The sequence below is a fragment of the Streptomyces sp. NPDC001513 genome, from assembly GCF_042894695.1.
In the GTDB taxonomy this organism is placed as follows: Bacteria; Actinomycetota; Actinomycetes; order Streptomycetales; family Streptomycetaceae; genus Streptomyces.
On record NZ_JBIAVU010000013.1, the window covers coordinates 42,650 to 66,895 of the forward strand.

Consider the following 24,246-nt stretch of genomic DNA (forward strand, 5'->3'; position numbering starts at 1 on the left):
GAGGGTTTGAAGGCGTCTTTATGTGGGTCGCCTAGGATCCTTCGGGTGAACAGCAGCAACCTCCCCACGGTCTCCGTCGTGGTCATCGCGTACAACGACGCCGGGCTCGTGGGCGAGGCCGTCTCCTCGGCCCTCGCCCAGGGCCCGGTGGTCGCCGAGGTCATCGCGGTGAACGACGCCTCGTCCGACGGCACCGCGCGGGTGCTGGACGAGCTGGCGGCCGCGCACCCCCGCCTGAAGGTCGTGCACCGCACGGAGAACAGCGGGGGGTGCGGCACCCCGCGCAACGACGGGATCGCGGCCGCGTCCGGCCGGTACGTCCTCTTCCTCGACAGCGACGACGTCCTGCCGCCGGGTGCGGCCGACGCCCTGGTGCGCACCGCCGAGCGGCACGGCGCCCCGGTCACCGTGGGCGCGGCGGTCCGGCGCGAGCTGCCCCAGCGCCACGACGTGCCGTGGATGCCCGGGCTGTACACGCCCGGCGACGTCATCGAGCGGCCGGCGGACCGGCCCGAGCTCGTCCGCGACACCCTCTGCGTCAACAAGCTCTACGACCGTGCCTTCCTGGAGGAGCACGGCCTGCGCTTCCCCGACGGCCGGTTCGTCTACGAGGACTTCGTCTTCACCTCGCGCGTGCTGGCCGCGGCCCCCCGCATCGCCGTCACCGGCGACCTCGTCTACATCTGGCACGTGCGCCGCAGCGCCGCCCAGGTGTCGATCTCCCTGGACCGCAAGGACGTCGGGAACTGGCGCGCCCGCATCGAGGCCCACCGGACGGCCGCCCGGACCCTCGCCGCCGCCTCCCCGGTGCTGGGCAGCGCCTGCCAGGTGAAGTTCCTCGAGTACGACCTGCGCATGTACCTGCGCGAGCTCGGCAAGGACCCCGAGTACCAGGCCGCCTGGTGGACCCTCACCCGCGAGTACCTCGACACCTTCGCCGAGGCCGACATCGAGTCCGCCGCCGCACACGCCCGCTGGATCGTGGGGGTGCTGCGGGCCACCGCGACCCCGCCCGCCGACATCGGCCGGCTCACCCGGCTGGCCGCCGAACCGCCGCGGCTGCTGCCCCCGTACGCGGTCGATCCCACCGGTGCCCCGGTGTGGAGCGAGGAGCTCCCGGTGGAGCTGGACGGCCTGGCCGGGCTGCCGGTCGCCGAACTGCCCGTCACCGTCGACGCGGAACCGGCCGGCCGCGGCGCCGTCCGGGTCCGCCTGCACGACCTGTACGGGCGCCTCGCCGAGGCCGGGCCCCGGACCGTACAGCTGAGCTTCATCCCCCGCGCGGGAGCCGAACCGGTCCTCGCCCAGCCGGTCGAGCTGCGCCCCGACCGCAACGGCGGCTGGATCGCCGTGCTGCCCTTCCGGCTGGCCGACCTGGCCGTCACGGGCCGCCGCCAGGGGCTGCGCAGGATGCAGGCCTGGAACGTCGGGGTGCGCGTGGAGTGCGCCGACGGGAGCTCGGTGTTCACCTCCCTGCGCCCCGGCGGCCGTCTGCTCCGCCGACGGGCCCTGCCCAGCAGCCGGTACGGTGTTCTGCTGGCGCAGCCCTACCGGACGGGGGCCGGCGCCCTCGCGCTGCGCCTCGCGCCCGGCGCCGAGGGAGCGCTGTACCTCGTGCGCAACCGCCTCCACCGGGCCCGGGCAGGCCGCGGGGCGGGCTGACGTCCCCTTCCACACCGCTGTGCTTTCACCACCGAAGTCGGACAGGACCAAGGAGATACACATGACGTTTCTGATCACCGGTGGCGCCGGTTACATCGGCGCGCACGTCGTCCGCGCGATGCTGCTCGCAGGGGAGAAGGTCGTCGTGCTCGACGACCTCTCCACGGGCAACGAGGACCGCGTCCCGGAGGGCGTCCCGCTGGTGGTCGGCTCCGTCCTGGACCGGCTGACCCTGGACAAGACCCTCCGCGCGCACAAGATCACCGGCGTGGTGCACCTGGCGGGCAAGAAGCAGGTCGGCGAGTCCGTCGAGAAGCCGCTGTACTACTACCACGAGAACGTGCAGGGCCTCACGGTCCTGCTCCAGGCCGTGGCCGACGCGGGCATCCGCAACTTCCTCTTCTCCTCCTCCGCCTCCGTCTACGGCATGCCCGACGTGGACCTGGTCACCGAGGACACCCCCTGTGCGCCGCTGAGCCCCTACGGCGAGACGAAGCTGGCCGGCGAGTGGCTGGTTCGCGCCGCGGGCAAGGCGCACGGCATCTCCACCGCCTGCCTGCGCTACTTCAACGTGGCGGGCGCGGCGACCCCCGAGCTCGCCGACACCGGCGTCTTCAACCTGGTCCCGATGGTGTTCGAGCGCTACGACTCCGGCCAGGGCGCCAAGATCTTCGGTGACGACTACCCGACCCCGGACGGCACCTGCATCCGCGACTACATCCACGTCGAGGACCTCGCGGAGGCCCACGTGGCGGCGGCCCGCAAGCTCGCCGAGTGGGGTGCGGCCGGGGACTACAAGGACCTCACCGTCAACATCGGGCGCGGCGAGGGCGTCTCGGTCGCCGAGATGGTGGCGCTCCTGAACAAGAACACCGGGCACGACTACGCGCCGGTGATCAGCCCGCGCCGCGCCGGCGACCCGGCGAAGGTCGTGGCCTCGGCCGACAAGATCACCGGTGAGCTGGGCTGGAAGGCCCGCCACGACGTCCGCGAGATGGTCACCTCCGCCTGGGCGGGCTGGGAGGCCAACAAGGCCGCCCGCACGGACCGTCACAAGGACGTCCACAAGGCCTGACCGGCCGGCGAAGGACACGTACGAAGCCGCCCGCCCCGGATGTGTCCGGGGCGGGCGGCTTCGTGTGTCGCGCGGCGGGGGAGCTCAGCGCTCCAGGAAGGAGAACAGCTTCTCCCAGCGGTCGGTGATGTCGGTGCTGGAGTACCGCTTCACCGCGTGGAAGGCGTTGTCCCCGAGCCGGTCGCGCAGTTCGCGGTCGGACATCAGCGCGTTCAGGTGCCCGGCCAGTTCCATCGTGTTGCCCAGCCGGGCCAGCAGCCCGTCCTCGCCGTGCTCGACGATCTCCCGTACGCCCGGCGCGCAGTCGAAGGCGGCCACCGGAACGCCCGCCGCCATCGCCTCCAGCAGCGTGATCGGGAAGCCCTCGGCCCGCGAGGCCTGGGCGAAGACCGAGGCCCCGCGCAGGGCGCCCAGTACGTCGCCGGTGCTGCCCATCCACTCCACGGAGTCGTCCAGGCCCAGCGAGGTGCAGTGCGCCCGCAGCGCCTCCTCCTCCGCGCCCGCCCCGTAGATCCGCAGGACCCAGTCGGGGTGGTGCGGCGCGGCGTCCGCCCACGCGTCGAGGAGCAGGTCGACGCCCTTCTCGAAGGCGAGGCGGCCCACGCACGCCACGACCTTCTCCGTGCGCGGGGCCGGGGTGTCGGGCATGAAGGGCAGCGGGTTCGGCATGCTGCCGACGTTCTCCATGCCCGCCCGGATCCACAGGTCCGCGTCCTCGGCGGTCAGCACCAGCAGCCGGTCGACCTCGGGGTAGTAGCGGCGGACCCGCTCGCCGCGGGTGGACTTGTGGCTGGCCTCGAAGGACTCGTGGCTCATGCCGATGACGCTGAGCCCCTTGGTGTCGGCGAGCGCCACCCACTCCATCGCCCAGACCTGCGTGACGATGACCACGGCGCCCGGACGGGCCGCGCGCAGCAGCTCGCCGAGTTGCTCCGCCTTGACCCGCATCTTCGCCCGCCGGGCCGCCTGACGGCGCCGCTCGGGGGCGTTCAGCCGGCCCTTGATGCCGCGCAGCCGGCGGGCCGACGGCGGGTGGGCGTCGTAGAGCGTGGTCATCGCGTATGGCAGGTCCTGCGGCAGCTGCTGCCGGATCTCCTCGGCGACCGGGGCGATGCCGACGATGTGCACCCGGTGCCCGCGGTCCGTGAACAGCCGGGCCATCTGGTGCGACCAGGTGGTCACGCCGCCGAGCTCGTCGACGTTGTTGGAGACGATGAAGATGTCACGGCCGCCCGGGGTGCTGGTCTCCTGGCTCACTTGCCGCTCCTGGTGAAGAACTTCTCGACGATCTGGCGGGCCGCGTCCCCGCGGTCGTACTCGCCGAACTCGGCGAGGAAGCGCTGGCGCGCCTGGGCGTACTTGACGTCCGCCTCCTCGAAGGCGGCGACCGCCTGCAGGAGTTCGTCCGCGGTGGCCACCACCGGGCCCGGGGCCTTCTCCTTCAGGTCGAAGTACGTGCCGCGGATGTCGTTGGCGTACTTCTCGTAGTCGTACGCGAAGAACAGCATCGGCCGGTCCAGGACCGCGTAGTCGAACATCACGGACGAGTAGTCGGTGATCAGTCCGTCGGCGAGGGCCAGCAGCGGGGTGATGTCGTGGTGCCGGGACACGTCGATGACGCGGCCCGCGACCGACGGCGGCAGCGAGACGCTGTTGAGGTAGTGGGTCCGCACCAGCAGCGTGAAGCGGTCGCCGAGCCGGTCCGCGAACTCCTCCACGTCGAAGGGGAAGGTGAAGCCCTCCACCGCGCCGTCCGCGCCCGCCCGGAAGGTCGGCGCGTACAGCAGCACCTTCTTGTCCGGGTCGATGCCGAGCTCCGTCGCCAGCGGGCCGCGGACCCGCTCACCGCTGTCCGCCTCGGTCCGGTACGCCTCGACGAGGGCGTCGTTGCGCGGGTAGCCCGTGCGCAGCAGCACCTCGTCGCGCAGCCGGAAGCCCTTGGCGAGGGTGCGGGTGTCGTGCTCGGAGCGGATCAGGAAGTGGTCGAAGCGGTCGACGGCCTCCTGGAAGCGCTTCTGGCCGGCCCGGCCCTGCGCCTTGGTGCGGGGCTCGTGGAAGCCCATGCGCTTGAGCGCGGAGCCGTGCCAGGTCTGGATGTACGTCGTGCCCGGGCGCTTGGCCAGCGCCAGCGGGAAGCCCTGGTTGTCGACCCAGTACTCGGCCTGGGCGAGGGCCCGCAGGTAGGGCCAGCTCCAGCGCCGCACCAGGGTGGCCTCCTTGGGGAAGCCGGTGGGCTTGCCGCCCGCGTACGACCAGATCGCCTCGAACGGCGCGCCCTGGCGCACCATCTCCTCGTAGATCGCCTTCGGGCTGTCGCTGTACTGCTTGCCCATGTGGCTCTCGAAGACGACCGTGCCCTTCTTGATCGGCAGCTTCGAGAAGACCTCGTGGTAGAGCTTCACCTTCTGCTCGCCGGAGCCCATGTTCCGGCGGGCCCGCAGGGCCTTGCGCAGGCCCCGCTTGACCACGCCGGCCGCCTTGCCCTGTATGGCGTTGTTGATCAGCGACTGGGTGCGTACGGCGGCGGCGCCCTCGGCGGACAGGACGTAGCTGAGGTTGCCCTTCTTGGTCATCTCCGGCCCGAAGCGGTCGGAGACCAGCCGGGTCAGGCGCGGCCGCACGCGCAGCCGGGCCGCCGAGTCCAGGTCCACCCCGCCCACCGAGACACGGGTGGTCAGCCGTTCCTTCCCGGAGGTCAGCTTGAGGCGGACGTCCCAGACGGCGTCGATGATGCCGAGGGGGCGGACCGTGCCGGCGACGTCGGCGGTGCCGGTCCACTCGATCGTGTCACCGGTGTGGCGCACGCTTGCCACCGGGAAAGCGAAGGAGCGCACGCCGACCTGCCGGCGGGCCCGGAACTCGAGCGTGGCCTTCAGGTCCGCGTCGGCCGGGATCCGGCCCAGCGGGTTCACGACGGAGCCCGACATCGTGACGGTGCCGCGCCCGTCGTCCTCGTAGGAGGTGAGGCGGTTGCCCAGGGTGAGGGAGGTGAGCGGGGTGGTGTGGAAGCCCTGCTCGGTGACGTCCAGTATCCGGCGGGCCTCGGCGGCCTCGGCGGGGTCGGGGCTGTCGATGTGCCGCCCGCACCAGTAGACGCGGCCGTCGCGCTCGGCGAGGGGGGAGGTGAGCCGGCCCTTGTTGGTCATGGCGTCGGCGGCCGGGAGCAGGTTGTCCCAGTCCTCCTTGCCCAGCAGGTAGGCGCAGATCGCCTGGAGGTGGGTGACGTTCTCGTACGCGGCCGGGTCGATCCCCGCGAGGTAGCCGTTGGCCAGCCGGGCGAACTCCTGGCGGTACTCGTCGCTCAGCAGGCGCAGGTCGCGCAGGTGCAGCACCAGGTCGTGCTTGACGAACTTGGCGTCCTTCGCGGACTTGATGTCCGCGTGTCCCTTGGCCGCCAGCAGCTCGTCGACGCGGCGGTGGATCTCCATCCGGTGGACGAAGTTCTCGATCTCGTGGCGCCGGTTGCTGATCGACAGGGCGGAGGCCTTCTCGACCACGTTCCAGAAGTAGACGTGGTTGGGGATCAGCGTGATGCGGCCGGCCGCGACGTAGGCCTGCGCGGAGAACAGCAGGTCCTCGTAGTGGATGCCGACCGGGAACTCCAGGCCCTGCTCCAGCAGGAACGCGCGCCGGTAGCACTTGTTCGTGGAGAGGGTGTCGTAGACCAGCAGGTCGGGGAACTCGGTGATCGATTCCAGCGTGCGGGTCCGCGCGTAGATCCAGGGGTACCACTCGGTGGTCTTGCCCCACCGGTTGTCGAGGTGCACGCGTACGCACATGCCCGAGACCAGATCGGAGCCGGTCCGCTCGGCGGCCTGCAGCATGTTCCGGCAGGCGTTGCGCTCCAGCACGTCGTCGCTGTCGAGGAACATCACGTACGTTCCGGTGGCCTGCAGGATGCCGTGGTTGCGCGGCGCGCCGCAGCCACCGCTGTTCTCCGGCAGCCGGAAAGCGCGCACTCTCCCCGGATGCGCGGCCTCCAGTTCCTGGGCGACCGCATAGGAACGGTCCTTGCTGCAGTCGTCGACGATCACGACTTCGACCCCGTGCAGGGTCTGGTCCAGAACGGACTGGACTGCTGTCGACAGACGCTCTGCGTCGTTGTAGACGATGACGACCACGGAGACGTCGGGCACGTGCACCTCGATCCCTTCGTTTCGTTGCGTTTCGTTCAGCTCATTCCGCTTATCTCGTCAAAGCTACCGTGTACCGCTCTCGGCTCAGGCAGGCCGACCGACGCTCCACCCTCGCCGTGCATACTTCTAAGGAAGAGGTGAGAGGCCGGTCCGGTCGCCGACAATCACCCGTTCGGACCCAGCAGGAAGTGTTCATGACGAAGCTGTCCGTAGTTGTCCCTTGCTACAACGAAGAGGCCGTCATCGACAGCTTCGACGCGGAGGTCCGCAGGGTCCTGGACGCCCTCCCCGTCGAGTACGAGATCTGCTACGTCGACGACGGCAGCCGCGACGGCACCCTCGGGAAACTGCGGAAGATCGCCGCGGAACACGGCGACCAGACGCGCTACGTCTCCTTCAGCCGCAACTTCGGCAAGGAGGCCGGCATGCTCGCCGGCCTGCGCGAGGCCACCGGCGACGCCGTCGTGATCATGGACGCCGACCTCCAGCACCCGCCGGAGCTCATCGAGCGCATGCTGGAGCACTACCGGCAGGGCCACGACCAGATCATCGCCCGCCGCACCCGCGAGGGCGACAAGAAGCTCCGCTCCGCCCTCAGCCGCCTCTACTACCGGGGCGTCAACCGCTGGGTCGACGTCGAGCTCACCGACGGCGTCGGAGACTTCCGCATGCTGTCGCGCCCGGCCGTGGACGCCCTGCTGTCGCTGCCGGAGTACAACCGCTTCTCCAAGGGCCTCTTCTCCTGGATCGGCTTCGACACCGTCCACTTCGACTACCGCAACGCGCAGCGCGAGGCCGGCGAGACGAAGTGGAAGTTCGGCTCCCTGCTGAACTACGGCATGGACGGCCTGATCTCCTTCAACAACCGGCCGCTGCGCATCGGGATCTGGTTCGGCGTGTCGCTGGTCGCCCTGACCGGCCTGTACGCGCTGTGGATCACGATCATGGCGATCACCAACGGCGTCGAGTCCCCGGGCTACGTCACCCTCGTGGCGATCATCACAGGCCTGGGCGGCGTCCAGCTGATCATGCTCGGTCTCATCGGCGAGTACATCGGCCGCATCTACTACGAGACCAAGCGCCGGCCGCACTTCCTGGTGAAGGAGTCGCACGGCACGGAGCAGCCCCCGCGCGACGGCCGGACCAAGGCGGCGGCGGAGCCCGCCATCGTGGAGCGCAGCGCCCGATGAGCCGCAGGGACCAGCTCGGCCAGATCTTTCGCTTCGCCCTCGTCGGCGGGGTCAACACCGGCACCTTCTTCGGCATCTACCTCCTGCTGCACCCGTGGATGCCGTACTTCGCCGCCTACTCCCTCGCCTTCGTCCTGGCGATGGTCGGCTCGTTCTTCATGAACACCTACTTCACCTACCGGACCCGGCCGACCTGGAAGAAGTTCTTCCTCTTCCCGCTGACGAACGTGACCAACTACGTCATCCAGTCGGCCGGCCTCTACGCCCTGGTGACCTGGGCCGGGATGGACACCCGGATCGCCCCGCTGGTCGCGGCGATCGTGGCCATCCCGTTCACCTTTCTCCTCTCCCGCAAGATCCTCGTCCCGGGCGCGGCGCTGGCCCCCGAGCCGGAGCACGCGCACGACGGCCCGTCCAGGGTCTGAAACCCCCGAGCAGCCCTTCCCACCCACCCCGTAGATTGAGGTGGCAGGCATTTCGGCAAGGGGCAAGGGGACAGACGTGTCAGCGGCTAGGCAAGGTGTCGTGGACGCCCGCAGGATCGTGGTCAAGGTCGGCTCCTCCTCCCTGACCACCGCGGCGGGCGGACTCGACGCCGACCGGGTGGACGCGCTGGTCGACGTCCTCGCCAAGGCCCGCGGCGGCGGCGAGAAGGAGATCGTCCTCGTCTCCAGCGGAGCCATCGCCGCCGGACTCTCCCCGCTCGGCCTGCGCCGCCGCCCCAAGGACCTGGCCCGCCAGCAGGCCGCCGCCAGCGTCGGCCAGGGCCTGCTCGTCGCCCGCTACACCGCCTCCTTCGCCCGCTACGGCGTGCGCGTCGGCCAGGTGCTGCTCACCACCGACGACACCAGCCGGCGCGCGCACTACCGCAACGCGTACCGCACCCTCGACCAGCTCCTCGCCATGGGCGCCCTCCCGGTCGTCAACGAGAACGACACCGTCGCCACGGACGAGATCCGCTTCGGCGACAACGACAGGCTGGCCGCCCTCGTCGCCCACCTCGTCCGCGCCGACCTCCTCGTCCTCCTCTCCGACGTGGACGGCCTCTACGACGGCGACCCGTCCCAGCCCGGCACCACCCGCATCGACGAGGTCCGCGGCCCCGAGGACATCGCGCACGTCACCATCGGCAGCGCCGGCAAGGCGGGCGTGGGCACCGGCGGCATGGTCACCAAGGTCGAGGCGGCCCGGATCGCGGCCGCCGCCGGGATCCCGGTCGTGCTGACCTCCGCGAGCCAGGCCGCCGACGCCCTCGCCGGGCGGGGGACCGGCACGTTCTTCCACGCCACCGGGCGCCGCTCGGCGGACCGGCTGCTCTGGCTCCAGCACGCGTCGACCCCGCAGGGCCACCTGGTCCTGGACGACGGCGCGGTGCGCGCCGTCACCGAACGCGGCAGCTCCCTCCTCCCGGCCGGCATCGCCGCCGTCGAGGGCGACTTCGTCGCCGGGGACCCCGTGGAACTGCGCGCCGCCGACGGCCGCGCGGTGGCCAGGGGCCTGGTCAACTTCGACGCCAAGGAGCTCCCGCAGCTCCTCGGCCGCTCCACTCGCGAGCTCGCACGGGAACTCGGACCCGCGTACGAGCGGGAGGTCGTCCACCGGGACGATCTGGTCCTGCTGCAGGGCTGAGGTTCGGGAAAAGCGCAGCGCGGAGGGCCGGGGACTGGTCAACTGTGAGGGGCGGGCGGACACGCGCAGCGGAGACAGGAGGCGGCTGGTGAGACGAGCGCTGACCAGCGTCGGTCCGGGGGACGGTGACGGCGGCGGCGGTGGCGGGGAGGAGCAGGATCACGCCTCGCGCCTGTGGCACGTGACCCTGAGCGTCTCCGGCAAGCCGGCCCCGCTGTCCGAGGTCCGGCGCGGACTGGAACAACTGGCCCACGACCACCCCTTCCTGCTCACCAGCCGGTACGCCGACGACCACGCGGAGATCCGCTACTGGGAAGAGGCCCGCGACCTCCACGACGCGGCGGCCGTCGCCCTGCGCCTGTGGGGCGAACACCGCTCCTCGGCGCAGCTCCCGCCCTGGGAGATCGTCGGCCTGGAGGTCATCGACCGCGCCACCTACCACCAGCGAGTGGCCGAAGGCTACGGCCCACCCCCAGCCCACCCGGTAGGCGTCCACCCGTACTGATCCAGCCCCGCCAATCCAGCCCGTCCGGCGTTTGAGGACCGGGTCCGGGCGGAGCCCGGCAGACGGCCCGCGGCCGCGTCTCGCGGGGTGGAACCCCATCGGCGGGGCTGCGGCAGGGGCTTACCCTGGCGGCATGACCTCGCTCGACGCCGCCACGGCCACCTCGCCCGTCACCGCCACCGCGCAGCGGTCTCGCACCGCCGCCGCCACCATCGCCCCACTCCCGCGGTCCGCCAAGGACACGGCCCTGCTGGCGATCGCGGACGCGCTGGAGGCCCGTACGGCCGAGATCATCGCCGCCAACGCCGTGGACACGGACAAGGCCCGCGCCGCCGGCACCAGCGAGACCGTCATCGACCGCCTCACCCTCACCCCCGAGCGCGTCGCCGCCATCGCCTCCGACGTGCGCGACGTCGCCGCCCTCCCCGACCCCGTCGGCGAGGTCGTCCGCGGCTCGACCCTCCCCAACGGCATCGACCTCCGGCAGATCCGCGTTCCCCTCGGCGTCGTCGGGATCATCTACGAGGCCCGCCCCAACGTCACCGTCGACGCCGCCGCCCTCTGCCTCAAGTCCGGCAACGCGGTCCTGCTGCGCGGCAGCTCCTCCGCCTACGCCTCCAACACCGCGCTCGTCGACATCCTGCGCGACGCCATCACCGCGGCCGGCCTGCCCGCCGACGCGATCCAGCTCGTCCCCGGCGAGTCCCGCGACTCCGTCCGCGAGCTGATGCGCGCCCGCGGCCTCGTCGACGTGCTCATCCCGCGCGGCGGCGCCTCCCTCATCAAGACCGTGGTCGAGGAGTCCACCGTGCCGGTCATCGAGACCGGTACCGGAAACTGCCACGTCTACGTCGACGCCCAGGCCGACCTGGACATGGCCGTGGACATCCTCGTCAACTCCAAGGCCCAGCGGCCCTCCGTCTGCAACTCCGCCGAGACGCTCCTCGTCCACCGCGACATCGCCGACGCCTTCCTGCCCCGCGCCCTCGACGCGCTCGCCGACGCCGGCGTCACCGTGCACGGCGACGCCCGGGTCCTGGCCGCGGCCGAGGGCGGCAAGGTCACCGCCCTGCCCGCCACCGACGAGGACTGGGCCGCCGAGTACCTCTCCTACGACATCGCCGCGGGCGTCGTGGACTCCCTCGACGACGCCGTCGCCCACATCCGCCGCTGGACCTCCGGCCACACCGAGGCGATCGTCACCACCTCCCAGGCCGCCGCCCGCCGCTTCACCCAGCTGGTCGACTCGACCACGGTCGCCGTGAATGCATCCACCCGGTTCACGGACGGTGGTCAGTTCGGATTCGGCGCCGAGATCGGCATCTCCACCCAGAAGCTGCACGCCCGGGGCCCGATGGGCCTTCCCGAGCTCACCTCCACCAAGTACATCGTCACCGGCGACGGTCACGTTCGGTAGTCATCGCCTGGACACGGTGTGGCCGGATTTCGGCTCACACCCTGCCCAAAGGCGCCCCCCAGGTCTAGGCTGGTCCTGTGCCGGACGACGTGGGGGGCAAGCCGTTCCCGGACGACGGGGAGCCCGACGACGACCGCGGAGGCGCGGATCAGGACTTCGCCTCCGTGGTGTTCGACGAGGCCTTCGTCCGGAACGCCGAGATCCATGAACCGAGTGCCGCCGAGCGCCAGCGGGCGGCCGACCGGGCGCGCGCGGAGGCGGAAGCCGCCCGCGCCGTGGCCGGCGGCTGGACGGGCGACGACGACTACGACGGATACGGATACGGCCATCCCGACGGGTACGAGGCCGACGACCAGGGCTGGGACGACCGCGGCCACGGCTACCCCGACGGCCCGTACGGGGCCTACGGCGGCAGCCTGCGCCCCTACCGCGGCCGCGCGCCCTGGCTGCGCCCCGTCGCCTGGGTGCTCGCCTTCGTGATGGGCCTCGGCATGGTCGCGCTCGCCTTCAGCGCCGTCTACCGCAGCGCCGCGGGCGAGGCGGACCCGGCCCCGGCGCCCGCCAGCACCCCCGGGCGTGAAGTCACCGGCGTCGGCGCGTTTACGTACCCCTCCGTCCGCCAACCCTGAAGGTACGACCCCACTCGCGTACGTCGGAGCAGGGGGCTTCTCTGAAGCGGGGACAGCGGGGAGAAGCGATGGCCGTTCCAGGAGATCCGCCCAACGGCACCCCCGAAGGCATGGGCGGGGGCGACGACGAGTTCCGGTCGGACGAGTACCGATCGGTGGTGTTCGACGAGGACTTCGTCCGGGCCGCCCGGCTCCAGGAGTACTCGGCACAGGAACGCATGGGCGAGCACGCCCGGGCCGTACGCAGCCGCTCCATCTGGTCGGGCGGCGGCGGGTCCCGGACCGGCACCCCCGGCCGCGGCGCCCGCCAGGGCATGCTGCTCGTGCTGCTCATCGCCACGGCCTTCGCCGCCGCCGTCTACATGGGGCTGCGCAACCCCTACGTCCCCCCGCCCGGGGGACCCGCCCAGGCACTCAGCAGCACCGTGGTCCCGCTCGCGCCGACCACCGCCGTGCCCGGCGGGCGGCCCGCCGACCTGTACGCGAAGAGCCCCGCCGCCGACTACCGCGTCGGGGCGGCCGGGATCACCCTGCCCGCCGTACGCCGCACGGACCACTTCACCGACGTCCAGATCCTCACCGCGCTGTCCATCGCCAAGGACTACCTGGTGAACTCCTCGCTGGACCCCGACGTCCTGGCCGGAGCCGCCAACCGGCCGGTGCGCGTCCTGCTCGACCCCGACCAGCTGGAGCAGTTCGACCGCAGCATGACCTCGCCCGCCGGCGACGGCCGACACGCGGTCACCGGCTGGCTGGTCCGCTTCGACCCGGCCACCGCCGTCGTGGCCGACTCCCGGGTCCGGGTCAGCGGGAGCCTCGCCTACGCGGAGGTCGCCCCGGAAGTGCTGGAGGTGATGACCGACCACACCTTCGTGTACGCCGTACGGCCGGCCACCGGGGTCCCCGCCGCGGCCGAGGGCGCCTCGCTCTTCACCGTCCGCCGGGAACTGCGGCTGCGGTTCGACCGGGACGACCTGAACACCCGGAGGCTGGAGCTGGCCGCGGCCTACGTGATGGCCGGGCCGCAGGACTGCTCCAGCGACCCGGCCGGGGGCTTCCGCCCGGTGCTGGCCGGAGCCGGCCCGACCACGGTCGGCCCGCCCGCGAGCGACCCGTACGCCACCGGCGAGCCGCGGCGCACGGCCGGTCTGTGCGGCGTACTGGCGCCCTCCGCGACCCCCGGGGAGACCCAGGTCAGTCCTGCTCCGTAGGCCCGCCCTTGGCCGTCGGCCCGGTGCCCGCGGCCGATCCGCTGCCGGCGCCGGTGAACTTGTCGCGGAGCTTGCCGCCCATGTCGGCCGCGCCGCCCGCGATGTCGCCGACCAGCTTGAACAGCGGGTCCTTGCTGGTGCGCACCGCGTCGGCGTAGTGCGCGGCCGACTCCCGGAAGGAGTCGGTGACCGAGGCGTCCTTGTCCTCCTCGCGGCGCGGGTAGTGGCCGTCCATGATCCGCTGGAAGTCCCGGCTCTCCGACCACTTCTTCAGTTCGGCCGCACGGACCGTGGTGAAGGGGTGCGTGCGCGGCAGCATGTTGAGGATCTTCAGGACGGAATCGCGCAGGTCGCCGCCCTTCTCGTACTCGTCGGCCTGCTCCAGGAAGGCGTCCACGTTCATCTCGTGGAGGTGGTTGCCGCCCGCAAGCTTCATCAGCCCCCGCATCGAGGCCGTCACGTCCTGCCCCACCAGCAGGCCGGCCCGGTCCGCCGAGAGCTCGGACTTGCGGAACCACTCGCGCAGCGCGGTCACGAGCGCCGTGATCGCCACATTGCCCAGCGGGATCCACGCGACCTTCATCGCGAGGTTCGTCAGGAACAGCAGGATCGTGCGGTACACGGAGTGCCCCGACAGGGCGTGGCCCACCTCGTGGCCCACCACCGCCCGCATCTCCTCCTCGTCGAGCAGCTCGACGAGGCTCGTGGTCACCACGATGATCGGCTCGTCCAGCCCGATGCACATGGCATTGGGCTTCGGGTCCTGCTGCACGTACATCTGCGGGACCTTCTCCAGGTCCAGGATGTAACAGGCGTCGCGCAGCATCGCGTACAGGTGCGGGAACTGCGTCTCGCCCACCCGCACCGAGTCCGACAGGAACAGCAGCCGCAGGCTGCGCTCCGGGAGCAGCCCGCTCAGGGCCTTGAACACGGTGTCGAACCCGGTCAGTTTGCGCAGCGCCACCAGCGCCGAGCGGTCCGCCGGATGCTCGTACGCCCGCGAGGAGATACCGGGGAACCTCCTGCGGTCCCTCGCCGGTGCCTTCTCGAAACCCGTCTCCGTCATAGCGCCCTCCCCTGGATGGACCTGCTCGGCCGTGCGTCTATCCTCTCCAACGCCTGAGTCGGCGTGAGCGTGCCCCAGGCCCCCGCATACGATGTGAGCGAAGTCTCCGCCCGCTCCCCGACTCGATAGGTACCTGCCTGATGAGCCTCGCCTCCACCGCCCACAACCTGGTCGTCCTCGCCTCGGAGGGGGCCGAACAGCACGGCGGCAACCACGACAGCCTGAACCCGTACCTGACCGGCGGCGGTGCCTTCGTCGTCCTGTTGCTCATGCTCTGGGTCACCACGCGCCTGAACCGCGACCGCTAGACCGACCGGCCCGCCGGGCCAGTAGGCTCTGCGCTCATGGGAGAGCAGGAGAGGCCTACCGGTCCGGTCAAGCGCCGGCTCGGCGTGATGGGCGGGACATTCGACCCGATCCACCACGGACACCTGGTGGCCGCCAGCGAGGTGGCCGCCCTTTTCCACCTCGACGAGGTGATGTTCGTGCCGACCGGTGAGCCGTGGCAGAAGTCGCAGCGGGCCGTGTCGCCCGCCGAGGACCGCTACCTGATGACGGTCATCGCCACGGCATCGAACCCCCAGTTCTCGGTGAGCCGCATCGACATCGACCGCGGCGGGCCGACGTACACGATCGACACCCTGCGGGACCTCAAGGCGCTGAACGACGACGCCGACCTGTTCTTCATCACGGGTGCCGACGCGCTCGCACAGATCCTGACCTGGCGGAACGCCGACGAGCTCTTCTCGCTCTCCCATTTCATCGGCGTCACCCGCCCGGGCCACGTGCTCACCGACGACGGGCTGCCCGAGGGCGGCGTCTCCCTCGTCGAGGTGCCCGCGCTGGCGATCTCGTCCACGGACTGCCGTGCGAGGGTGGCCCAGGGGGATCCCGTCTGGTACCTGGTGCCCGATGGTGTCGTGCGTTACATCGACAAGCGTGAGCTGTACCGGGGAGCCTGAGCTTCCGGAGAGAGGGGCCCCGCGGTGAACGACCGACAGGATCCGTACGACCCGTATGCCGCCCAGGAGCAGCAGCTCGTCGGCTACGACGCGTACGGGCGGCCGGTGTACGGCCAGGTGCCCGCCCAGCCCGTCCAGCCCGCGCCGCAGCAGTACGAGCAGCAGCAGTACGGCTACGACTACCAGGACTACGGCCAGCAGCCGCAGCAGCAGTACTACGCGCAGCAGCCGGCCGCCCAGGAGTACGGGCAGCAGGAGTACGTGCAGGCGCCCGGCTACGGGTACGACACGCAGCAGACCCAGCAGTGGATCCCGCAGCAGGCGGCCCCGCAGCCGGCCGCTCCGGAGCAGAGCGCCCCGCAGCCGGCCGCCCCCGAGGCGCCGGCCCCGGCCGAGCGCCGGTCCGCCCAGGTCCCCGAGCCGCGCCGGCCCGACGGCGAGCCCGAGGCGGGCCGGGACTACCGCACCGAGATGTTCGCCTTCATCGACCAGCCGGACGAGGACTCCGAGGACGTCATCGACTGGCTCAAGTTCACCGAGAGCCGGACCGAGCGCCGCGAGGAGGCCCGCCGCCGCGGCCGCAACCGGGTGGTGGCGCTGATCGTCGTCCTCGCCGTGTTCGTCGTCTGCGGTCTCGGCTACCTCTGGTACGCGGGCAAGCTGCCCTTCCTCGACGGCCCCGGCAAGGACAAGACCGGTGCGACCGCCGCCGGGCCGCAGAAGCGCGACATGATCGTCGTCCACCTGCACAACACCAAGAAGGGCGGCACCTCCTCGGCGCTGCTCGTCGACAACGTCACCACCAAGCAGGGCGCCACCGTCCTGCTGCCCAACACCCTCGCCCTCACCGGCCAGGACGGTTCCGCGACGGGCCTCGGCAAGACGGTCGAGGACGGCGGCATCGGCACCCGGGAGGCCCTCGACTCGGTGCTCGGCACCCACATCGGCGGCACCTGGCGGCTGGACACCCCCTTCCTGGAGAACCTGGTCGAGCTGGTCGGCGGCATCGAGGTCGACACCGACACCGCGGTCCCGGCCGACGACGCGGCCAAGACCCCGGCCGTGGCCCAGGGCCAGAAGCAGAGCCTCAGCGGCGCCATGGCCGTCGCGTACGCCACCCACCGCGGCCAGGGCGAACCGGAGGTCAAGCAGCTGGAGCGCGTGGGCAAGGTGCTCCAGGCGGTCCTGCGCAAGGTCCCGAGCGACCCGAAGGCGGCGGCCGTGACGGTCGAGAGCATCGGTCAGATCCTCGACCCGGCGCTGAACGCGCAGACCCTCGGCGCCCTGCTGGCCCGGCTCGGCGAGCACGCCAAGGTCGGCGCGTACCGCACCGACACCCTGGCCGTGAAGCCGGACGGCACGCTCACGGACGAGGCCAACAAGAAGGTCGTCAAGGAGGTGCTCGGCGGATCCGCCACCGAGGCGCAGCCCGGCGCCACCCCGCGCGTCGGCCTCAAAGACGCCACCGGCGACGAGAAGGCGCAGATCGCGGCGAAGGCGGCGCTGACGAACGGCGGCTACACCTTCGTGGACGGCGGCAAGGCCGACAAGACCGCGGCCGCCTCGCAGATCACGTACCAGGACGACGGACAGCGGGACCGGGCGATCGAGGTCGCCAAGACGCTGGGGCTGCCCGAGACGGTCGTGAAGAAGGCCGAGAACGCCGTGAACGCGGAGGTCGTGGTGATCCTGGGCAAGGACTACAAGGCGTCCTGAGGGGTCCTGAGAGTGTCCCGGACCGGGCTCCGGCCCGGTCCGGGGAGGCGCTTTCGCCCGCGCGGGCCGTTCCGCGCGGGCGGTGTCGGCGGTACATGAGACCCTTGTAAGGATCTGCCCGCCAACCCGAAAGCATGGCCAGTGACCGCCACGGACCGCTCCATCGAGCTCATCACCGCCGCCGCCCAGGCCGCGGCCGACCGGCTCGCGCACGACATCATCGCGTACGACGTCAGCGACGTGCTGTCGATCACCGACGCCTTCCTGCTCGCCTCGGCGCCCAACGACCGCCAGGTCAAGTCGATCGTCGACGAGATCGAGGAGCGCCTGCTCAAGGAGCTCGGCGCCAAGCCGGTGCGCCGCGAGGGCGACCGCGACGCCCGCTGGATCCTGCTCGACTACGTCGACATCGTCGTCCACGTCCAGCACAGCGAGGAGCGGGTCTTCTACGCGCTGGAGCGCCTGTGGAAGGACTGCCCCGAGATCGAGCTCCCCGAGGACGCCAAGCTCACCCTCGGCAAGGCCGAGGAGCACGCCAAGCTGCGCGAGGCGGCGGGCGACGACGAACTGGACGGTGATCTGTTCTGAGCGCGAGCACCTCGGGCAAGTCCGGACGCAAGATCGTCCTCTGGCGGCACGGCCAGACCGCGTGGAACCTGGAGCGGCGCTTCCAGGGCTCCACGGACATCGAGCTGACCGAGGCGGGTGTGGCGCAGGCGCGCCGCTCCGCGCGGCTGCTCGCCTCGCTGAAGCCGGCCGCCATCGTGGCGTCCGACCTGCAGCGCGCCTCCGCCACGGCGGCCGAACTGGCCTCCGTCACGGGGCTGCCCGTGGAACACGACGCCGCGCTGCGCGAGACGTACGCCGGTGAGTGGCAGGGCCTCACGCACGACGAGATCATCGAGAAGTACGGCGAGCAGTACGCGGCGTGGAAGCGCGGCGAACCGGTCCGCCGCGGCGGCGGTGAGCTGGAGACCGAGGTCGCCGACCGCGCCGCACCGGTGGTGCTGGCGCACGCCGACCGGCTGCCGCAGGGCGGCACCCTCGTCGTGGTCAGCCACGGCGGCACCATCCGTACGACGATCGGGCGCCTCCTGGGCCTGAACGCGTACGACTGGGAGGGCCTGGGCGGGCTCTCCAACTGCTGCTGGTCCGTCCTCGGCGAGGGCGCGCGCGGCTGGCGGCTGTTGGAGCACAACGCCGGCACCCTGCCGGAACCGGTGCTCGGCGACGACGACTGAGCTGCTTCCTGCCGCTCGTTGCCGCTCCCCGCGGGGGCTGCCACCCGGATTTCACTTTCCGGCTGGTCACAGGCTAGAGTTCTTCTTGTTCGCAGCGCGGAACACCGGAGACGGGGGGAGCGCGGCGGAGAACGGGGCTATAGCTCAGTTGGTAGAGCGCCTGCATGGCATGCAGGAGGTCAGGAGTTCAATTCTCCTTAGCTCCACAATCAGGATCCCGTCCCCAACAGGGGGCGGGATCCTTGTTTTTGTACCCTTTGCGTTTGCTGACCTGGCCCACACCGGCATGGCAGAATCGGACCGCCGGAGGGGGAGACGACGGCCCGACGCGGGAGGGAGTCGCTGACGGATGGGTGCACACCGGCGCCGGTGCGACTGGTGCAACAACGGCACGCCGATCGTGCGGGACATGGACCCGGTCAACCCCGACTACCAGTACTGGTGCGAGGAATGCGCGCGGGCGCTGATCATAAAAGGCGACCCGATCGAGACGTACCGTGAGCTGGAAGGGGAGCCGATCTACGGCCGGCTGCTCGACGAGCACTGCACGCTCAAGCGCTTCTATCAGTTCGCGAGAGCGTGACAAGTTGGATTAAATCGGACATGGCCCGGAGTCGGTGGAAATCGATTTTTGGACCAGGGCCATGACCGTGTAATGTTTGGGACGTCGCCAAGGGGAACCGGCAAGGGGAACCGAAGCGGCAAGCGGAACAAGGGGCTATAGCTCAGTTGGTAGAGCGCCTGCATGGCATGCAGGAGGTCAGGAGTTCAATTCTCCTTAGCTCCACAGTGAAGAAGCGGGTCACCCGGATCGGGTGGCCCGCTTCTCGTTGTGTGGTCGTCCGAGCGGGCGCCACGGGTGCTGCGGTACCCTGACGCCATGCGTGCCGTACGCCTTCTGCTTACCGAGCCGCGCTGATCAGCGCCGACCTCCGAGAGGTCGGCATCGGCGCGGCGTCCCCTCCTGTGCGAGGGGTTTTTTCGTTTGGGCAGGCAGAGACGGCGAAGACGATCGATGGAGCTTCAGAAATCATGAGCGAGACGAACACCCCGGCCCCCGAGGCGGCCGAGGCGCACCGCTACACGGCTGCCATGGCCGCCGACATCGAGGCACGCTGGCAGGACGTATGGGACGCGCAGGGCACCTACGAGGCCCCGAACCCGACCGGTGACCTGGCAGGGGATCCCGCGGTGGTCGCGCGGCCCAAGAAGTTCATCATGGACATGTTCCCGTACCCGTCCGGTGCGGGCCTGCACGTCGGTCACCCGCTCGGCTACATCGCCACCGACGTCTTCGCCCGCCACCAGCGGATGACCGGCCACAACGTCCTGCACACCCTGGGCTTCGACGCCTTCGGCCTGCCGGCCGAGCAGTACGCCGTGCAGACCGGCACGCACCCGCGGGTCTCGACCGAGGCGAACATCGAGAACATGAAGGTCCAGCTGCGCCGGCTGGGCCTGGGTCACGACAAGCGCCGGTCCTTCGCGACGATCGACCCGGACTACTACAAGTGGACCCAGTGGATCTTCCTGCAGATCTACAACTCCTGGTACGACGCCGACGCGGGCAAGGCCCGGCCGATCACCGAGCTGGTCGCCGCCTTCGAGAACGGCTCCCGTGAGGTTCCCGGGGGCCGTGCCTGGGCCGGGCTGACCGCGGGCGAGCGGGCCGACGTACTGAACGGGTACCGGCTGGCGTACTCCTCGGACGCGCCGGTGAACTGGTGCCCCGGGCTGGGCACCGTACTGGCCAACGAGGAGGTCACCGCGGACGGCCGGTCCGAGCGCGGCAACTTCCCCGTCTTCAAGTCCCGGCTGAGCCAGTGGAACATGCGGATCACCGCCTACGCCGACCGGCTGATCGACGACCTGGACGCGCTGGACTGGCCCGAGGCCATCAAGCTGCAGCAGCGCAACTGGATCGGCCGCAGCGAGGGCGCGCGCGTCGACTTCGCGCTGGGCGACGAGGCCATCACCGTCTTCACCACCCGCCCGGACACCCTGTTCGGCGCCACCTACATGGTGCTGGCGCCCGAGCACCCGCTGGTCGAGAAGTTCGTCCCGGCCGCCTGGCCCGAGGGCACGCACCAGGTGTGGACCGGCGGACACGCGACCCCGGCCGAGGCCGTCGCCTCGTACCGCAAGCAGGCCGCGGCCAAGTCGGACGTCGAGCGGCAGGCCGAGGCCAAGGACAAGACCGGTGTCTTCACCGGCGAGTACGCGGTCAACCCGGTCAGCGGCCAGAAGGTCCCGGTCTTCATCGCCGACTACGTGCTGATGGGCTACGGCACCGGCGCGATCATGGCGGTCCCGGCGCACGACGCCCGCGACTTCGAGTTCGCGCGCGCCTTCGAGCTGCCCGTCCGCTGCGTGGTCGAGCCGACCGACGGGCGCGACATCGACCCGGCCGAATGGGACGACGCCTTCGTCGCGTACGACGCGAAGCTGGTCAACTCGACGGGCGAGGGCATCTCGCTGGACGGCCTGGGCGTCGTCGAGGCCAAGGCCGCCATCACCGACTGGCTGACCGAGCGCGGCATCGGCGAGGGCACCGTCAACTTCCGCCTGCGCGACTGGCTGTTCAGCCGGCAGCGCTACTGGGGCGAGCCCTTCCCGATCGTCTACGACGAGGACGGCGTCGCGCACCCGCTGCCCGAGTCGATGCTGCCGCTGGAGCTGCCGGAGGTCGAGGACTACTCGCCGCGCACCTTCGAGCCGGACGACGCGACCTCGAAGCCGGAGACCCCGCTGTCGCGCAACGGGGAGTGGGTCAATGTCGAGCTGGACCTGGGCGACGGCCGCGGCGTGCGCTCCTTCCGCCGCGAGACCAACACCATGCCCAACTGGGCCGGTTCCTGCTGGTACGAGCTGCGCTACCTGGACCCGAACAACGCGTCGGCCCTGGTGGACCCCGAGATCGAGCAGTACTGGATGGGCCCGCGCGAGGGCGCGCCGCACGGCGGTGTCGACCTGTACGTCGGCGGCGCCGAGCACGCGGTGCTGCACCTGCTGTACGCGCGCTTCTGGTCCAAGGTGCTGTTCGACCTGGGTCACGTCTCCTCGGCGGAGCCGTTCCACAAGCTGTTCAACCAGGGCATGATCCAGGCGTACGCCTACACCGACGAGCGCGGTGTGTACGTCCCGGCGGCCGAGGTCGAGGAGCGCGACGGGGGCTGGTTCTACGAGGGCAAGCAGGTCAAGCGCGAGCACGGCAAGATGGGCAAGTCCCTGAAGAACGCCGTCACGCCCGACGAGATCTGCGAGGAGTACGGCGCGGACACCCTGCGCCTGTACGAGATGGCGATGGGCCCCCTGGACGTCTCGCGTCCGTGGGACACCCGTGCCGTGGTCGGCCAGTACCGCCTGCTGCAGCGCCTGTGGCGCAACATCGTCGACGAGGAGACCGGCCAGGTCACCGTCGTGGACGGGGAGCCGGGCGAGGACACCCTGCGCGCGCTGCACAAGGCGATCGACGGGGCCGGCGCGGACCTGACGGGGCTGCGCTTCAACACCGCCATCGCGAAGATCACCGAGCTGAACAACGCCCTGACGAAGGCGGGCCGGCCGCTGGAGCGCTCGGTCGCCGAGCGGCTGGTGCTGCTGATCGCCCCGCTGGCCCCGCACATCGCCGAGGAGCTGTGGAGCCGCCTGGGCCACGCCGAATCGGTGGTCCACCAGGACTTCCCGATCGCGGACCCGGCGTACGTCGTGGACGAGAGCGTGACGTGCGTGGTGCAGGTCAAGGGCAAGGTCAAGGCGCGGCTGGAGGTGTCGCCGACGATCTCGGACGCGGAGCTGGAGCAGCTGGCCGTGACCGATGAGGGTGTCGTGGCGGCGCTGGGCGGTGCCGAGATCCGCAAGGTGATCGTGCGCGCGCCGAAGCTGGTGAACATCGTCATCTGACGTCATCTGACGTCATCTGGCCTTGGTCGGATGAGGGACCCCCTACATGGGGGAGATCCCGTACGGGCAGGTTGGGGGTTCGAATGGAACCCCCAGCCTGCCTGTGGCGTTTACGGTTGAGGGGACGGCAGAAAACCGCGGGGACTGGGGAAGGGACACTCATGGAGGCAGCGTTGATCATCTTCGCGCTGATGGTGCTTTTCACCTTCCTTGGGCTGGGCGTGTACGCGACCGTCAAGGTGGTGCAGGCGACCAAGCGCGGAGTGGACCGGACGATCACCCAGGCCCGGCGGACGGTGGAGGACACCACCCTGCGGGCCAAGAGCTTCGGCCAGGTCGGGGTCCCGGGTGCGCTGGCGCAGCTGCGGCTGGACCTGCGGACGTCGATGCGCTCCACGCAGCAGGCACTGCACGAGGGGGTCCGGCTGGACGCCTCGCTGCGGGAGTCGATCGCCCTGTTCGAGCAGCTCAGCGCGCACGGGCACGAGCTGGACGGCGAGCTGAAGCGGCTGGAGCAGGATCCGGACCGCAAGCGGATCGCGGAGCGGCTGCCCGAGCTGCGGGAGCGGACGGCCAAGATCACGCAGGCCTCGGACTCGCTGCGCTGGGCCGCGCGGGACCGTGCCAGCCGCTTCGCGGAGGACGACCTGTCCGCCTTGTCGGCCCAGATCGAGATGGAGTCCGGCGCGCTGCGGGACTGGTCGCCGGAGTCGGTGGACCACCTGGCGGCGGCGGCTGCGGAGTGGGACGCGGCGCAGCAGACGCAGCAGGCGCAGCAGACACAGCGGCGTGAGCAGCCGCGTGAGCAGTCGCGGAAGGCGGCGCTGAACCCGGCCGCGCCGGCGCCCGAGTACCCCTGGCAGAAGACGCGCCGCCCGGAGAGCACGACCTGATCCCCTGCGGCCTCGCCTGAGGGTCCCCCGGACGGAGTCCGGGGGATTGGAGGCGCGGGTCGGGGGCGGAGCCCCGGTATCGGGGAGCCAGGCAGGGCCGATGCAGGTCCCCGCGAGGGGCCAGGCTGCCGTCATGCCCCCACTGGCGGTAACCTCCGCCTCATGTCCCGCCATGTCGCCATCGTCACCGATTCCACGGCCTACCTGCCCCAACCGGCGATGGCGCGGCACGGAATCACCTCCGTCCCGCTGACCGTGGTGCTCGGCGGCGAGGCGCTCGAGGAGGGCACCGAGATCTCGGCGCGCAGCCTGGCCGTGGCCTTGCAGAAGCGCCGCTCGGTGACCACCTCGCGCCCCAGCCCGGAGGAGTTCGTCCGCGCTTACCGGGCGGCGGCTGACGCCGGGGCGACCGGCATCGTCAGCCTGCACCTGTCCGCCGAGCTCTCCGGCACCTACGACGCCGCCGTGCTCGCCGCGAAGACCGCACCCGTGCCGGTGCGCGTCGTGGACACCGGCATGATCGCGATGGCGCTGGGCTTCTGCGCGCTGGCCGCTGCGGAGGTGGCCGAGGGCGGCGGTTCCGTGGACGAGGCCGTGGCGGCCGCCGAGAAGCGGGCGGCGGACATGACCGCGTACTTCTACGTCGACACCCTCGACTACCTGCGCCGCGGTGGCCGGATCGGGGCCGCGCAGGCCCTCCTCGGCTCGGCCCTGGCGGTCAAGCCCCTGCTGACGCTGGAGGGCGGGCGGATCGAGCCGCTGGAGAAGGTGCGTACGGCCTCCAAGGCCATCGCCCGCCTGGAGGAGCTGGCCGTCGAGCGCGCCGGGTCCGCGGCCGTCGACGTGGCGGTGCACCACCTGGCGGCTCCGGAGCGGGCGGAGAAGCTCGCCGAGCGGCTGCGCGAGCGCATCCCCGGACTGGTCGAGCTGCACGTCAGCGAGGTCGGTGCGGTGATCGGCGCGCACACCGGGCCGGGGCTGCTGGCGGCGGTCGTGTCCCCTCGCTGATCA

At 71.1% G+C, this 24,246-nt stretch carries 21 protein-coding genes and 2 tRNA genes; 20 read left to right on the forward strand and 3 right to left on the reverse strand.

What is annotated here, in order from left to right:
- Nucleotides 1-45 precede the first annotated feature (45 nt).
- Both ACFYZ4_RS27360 and galE read left to right on the forward strand, forming a co-directional pair.
- A complete protein-coding gene (locus tag ACFYZ4_RS27360) occupies nucleotides 46-1,662 on the forward strand; it encodes a glycosyltransferase family 2 protein (RefSeq protein WP_390785089.1) in 1,617 nt (538 codons plus the stop codon).
- 61 nt (nucleotides 1,663-1,723) lie between these two features.
- Complete coding sequence (galE, locus tag ACFYZ4_RS27365; protein ID WP_390785090.1) at nucleotides 1,724-2,737, forward strand: UDP-glucose 4-epimerase GalE; 1,014 nt, start codon at nucleotides 1,724-1,726, stop codon at nucleotides 2,735-2,737.
- Nucleotides 2,738-2,821: 84 nt separating this feature from the next.
- Here the strand turns inward: galE and ACFYZ4_RS27370 are convergent, their stop codons facing one another.
- Nucleotides 2,822-3,994, reverse strand: a complete 1,173-nt coding sequence (locus ACFYZ4_RS27370; RefSeq protein ID WP_384345638.1) for a glycosyltransferase — start codon at nucleotides 3,992-3,994, stop codon at nucleotides 2,822-2,824.
- Complete coding sequence (locus ACFYZ4_RS27375; RefSeq protein WP_390785091.1) at nucleotides 3,991-6,879, reverse strand: CDP-glycerol glycerophosphotransferase family protein; 2,889 nt, start codon at nucleotides 6,877-6,879, stop codon at nucleotides 3,991-3,993. Before ACFYZ4_RS27375 ends, ACFYZ4_RS27370 begins: the two co-directional genes overlap by 4 nt.
- 188 nt (nucleotides 6,880-7,067) lie before the next feature.
- Between ACFYZ4_RS27375 and ACFYZ4_RS27380 the strand changes: the two genes are divergently transcribed.
- From ACFYZ4_RS27380 to ACFYZ4_RS27410, 7 genes are all read left to right on the forward strand, one after another.
- Nucleotides 7,068-8,063 (forward strand): glycosyltransferase family 2 protein, encoded by a 996-nt coding sequence (locus ACFYZ4_RS27380; protein WP_351302407.1) that lies wholly within the window; start codon nucleotides 7,068-7,070, stop codon nucleotides 8,061-8,063.
- A complete protein-coding gene (locus ACFYZ4_RS27385; protein ID WP_351302410.1) occupies nucleotides 8,060-8,488 on the forward strand; it encodes a GtrA family protein in 429 nt (142 codons plus the stop codon). The genes ACFYZ4_RS27380 and ACFYZ4_RS27385 overlap by 4 nt, the downstream gene beginning before the upstream one ends.
- Before the next feature lie 76 nt (nucleotides 8,489-8,564).
- Nucleotides 8,565-9,692 carry a glutamate 5-kinase gene (gene proB / locus ACFYZ4_RS27390; RefSeq protein WP_351302413.1) on the forward strand — a complete coding sequence of 376 codons (1,128 nt, stop codon included), beginning with the start codon at nucleotides 8,565-8,567 and terminating at the stop codon, nucleotides 9,690-9,692.
- Between the two features lie 34 nt (nucleotides 9,693-9,726).
- Nucleotides 9,727-10,197 (forward strand): hypothetical protein, encoded by a 471-nt coding sequence (locus ACFYZ4_RS27395; protein ID WP_390785199.1) that lies wholly within the window; start codon nucleotides 9,727-9,729, stop codon nucleotides 10,195-10,197.
- Between the two features lie 133 nt (nucleotides 10,198-10,330).
- Complete coding sequence (locus ACFYZ4_RS27400) at nucleotides 10,331-11,614, forward strand: glutamate-5-semialdehyde dehydrogenase (RefSeq protein ID WP_351302416.1); 1,284 nt, start codon at nucleotides 10,331-10,333, stop codon at nucleotides 11,612-11,614.
- Nucleotides 11,615-11,691: 77 nt separating this feature from the next.
- Nucleotides 11,692-12,243 (forward strand): hypothetical protein, encoded by a 552-nt coding sequence (locus tag ACFYZ4_RS27405; RefSeq protein WP_351302419.1) that lies wholly within the window; start codon nucleotides 11,692-11,694, stop codon nucleotides 12,241-12,243.
- Between the two features lie 68 nt (nucleotides 12,244-12,311).
- Entirely contained in the window at nucleotides 12,312-13,454 is a 1,143-nt protein-coding gene (locus ACFYZ4_RS27410) for a hypothetical protein (RefSeq protein ID WP_351302422.1), read from the forward strand.
- On the opposite strand, the gene ACFYZ4_RS27415 is transcribed toward ACFYZ4_RS27410, so the two are convergent.
- Complete coding sequence (locus ACFYZ4_RS27415) at nucleotides 13,438-14,520, reverse strand: M48 family metallopeptidase (RefSeq protein ID WP_351302425.1); 1,083 nt, start codon at nucleotides 14,518-14,520, stop codon at nucleotides 13,438-13,440. The genes ACFYZ4_RS27410 and ACFYZ4_RS27415 overlap by 17 nt on opposite strands.
- Before the next feature lie 140 nt (nucleotides 14,521-14,660).
- Here ACFYZ4_RS27415 and ACFYZ4_RS27420 point away from each other — a divergent pair, with 140 nt between their 5' ends.
- The 11 genes from ACFYZ4_RS27420 to ACFYZ4_RS27470 all read left to right on the forward strand — a co-directional run bounded on the left by ACFYZ4_RS27420 (nucleotide 14,661) and on the right by ACFYZ4_RS27470 (nucleotide 24,243).
- On the forward strand, nucleotides 14,661-14,828 hold the full coding sequence (locus ACFYZ4_RS27420; RefSeq protein ID WP_351302428.1) for a hypothetical protein: 168 nt from the start codon (nucleotides 14,661-14,663) through the stop codon (nucleotides 14,826-14,828).
- A gap of 36 nt (nucleotides 14,829-14,864) precedes the next feature.
- Entirely contained in the window at nucleotides 14,865-15,482 is a 618-nt protein-coding gene (gene nadD, locus ACFYZ4_RS27425) for a nicotinate-nucleotide adenylyltransferase (RefSeq protein ID WP_351302431.1), read from the forward strand.
- Between the two features lie 24 nt (nucleotides 15,483-15,506).
- Entirely contained in the window at nucleotides 15,507-17,198 is a 1,692-nt protein-coding gene (locus ACFYZ4_RS27430; protein ID WP_351302434.1) for an LCP family protein, read from the forward strand.
- A 141-nt stretch (nucleotides 17,199-17,339) separates the two neighbouring features.
- Entirely contained in the window at nucleotides 17,340-17,786 is a 447-nt protein-coding gene (gene rsfS, locus ACFYZ4_RS27435) for a ribosome silencing factor (protein ID WP_267718558.1), read from the forward strand.
- The gene (locus ACFYZ4_RS27440; protein ID WP_351295593.1) at nucleotides 17,783-18,439 is read left to right on the forward strand and encodes a histidine phosphatase family protein; all 657 of its coding nucleotides are present in this window, start codon (nucleotides 17,783-17,785) and stop codon (nucleotides 18,437-18,439) included. The genes rsfS and ACFYZ4_RS27440 overlap by 4 nt, the downstream gene beginning before the upstream one ends.
- A gap of 133 nt (nucleotides 18,440-18,572) precedes the next feature.
- Nucleotides 18,573-18,645, forward strand: a tRNA-Ala gene (locus ACFYZ4_RS27445).
- Between the two features lie 143 nt (nucleotides 18,646-18,788).
- A complete protein-coding gene (locus tag ACFYZ4_RS27450) occupies nucleotides 18,789-19,022 on the forward strand; it encodes a hypothetical protein (RefSeq protein ID WP_008738908.1) in 234 nt (77 codons plus the stop codon).
- Between the two features lie 131 nt (nucleotides 19,023-19,153).
- Nucleotides 19,154-19,226, forward strand: a tRNA-Ala gene (locus ACFYZ4_RS27455).
- A 245-nt stretch (nucleotides 19,227-19,471) separates the two neighbouring features.
- Nucleotides 19,472-22,342 (forward strand): leucine--tRNA ligase, encoded by a 2,871-nt coding sequence (gene leuS / locus ACFYZ4_RS27460; protein WP_351295587.1) that lies wholly within the window; start codon nucleotides 19,472-19,474, stop codon nucleotides 22,340-22,342.
- A gap of 161 nt (nucleotides 22,343-22,503) precedes the next feature.
- Nucleotides 22,504-23,235, forward strand: coding sequence for a hypothetical protein (locus tag ACFYZ4_RS27465; protein ID WP_351295584.1), 732 nt, complete (start codon nucleotides 22,504-22,506; stop codon nucleotides 23,233-23,235).
- Nucleotides 23,236-23,397: 162 nt separating this feature from the next.
- Nucleotides 23,398-24,243 carry a DegV family protein gene (locus ACFYZ4_RS27470; RefSeq protein WP_351594282.1) on the forward strand — a complete coding sequence of 282 codons (846 nt, stop codon included), beginning with the start codon at nucleotides 23,398-23,400 and terminating at the stop codon, nucleotides 24,241-24,243.
- The last annotated feature ends 3 nt before the right edge of the window (nucleotides 24,244-24,246 follow it).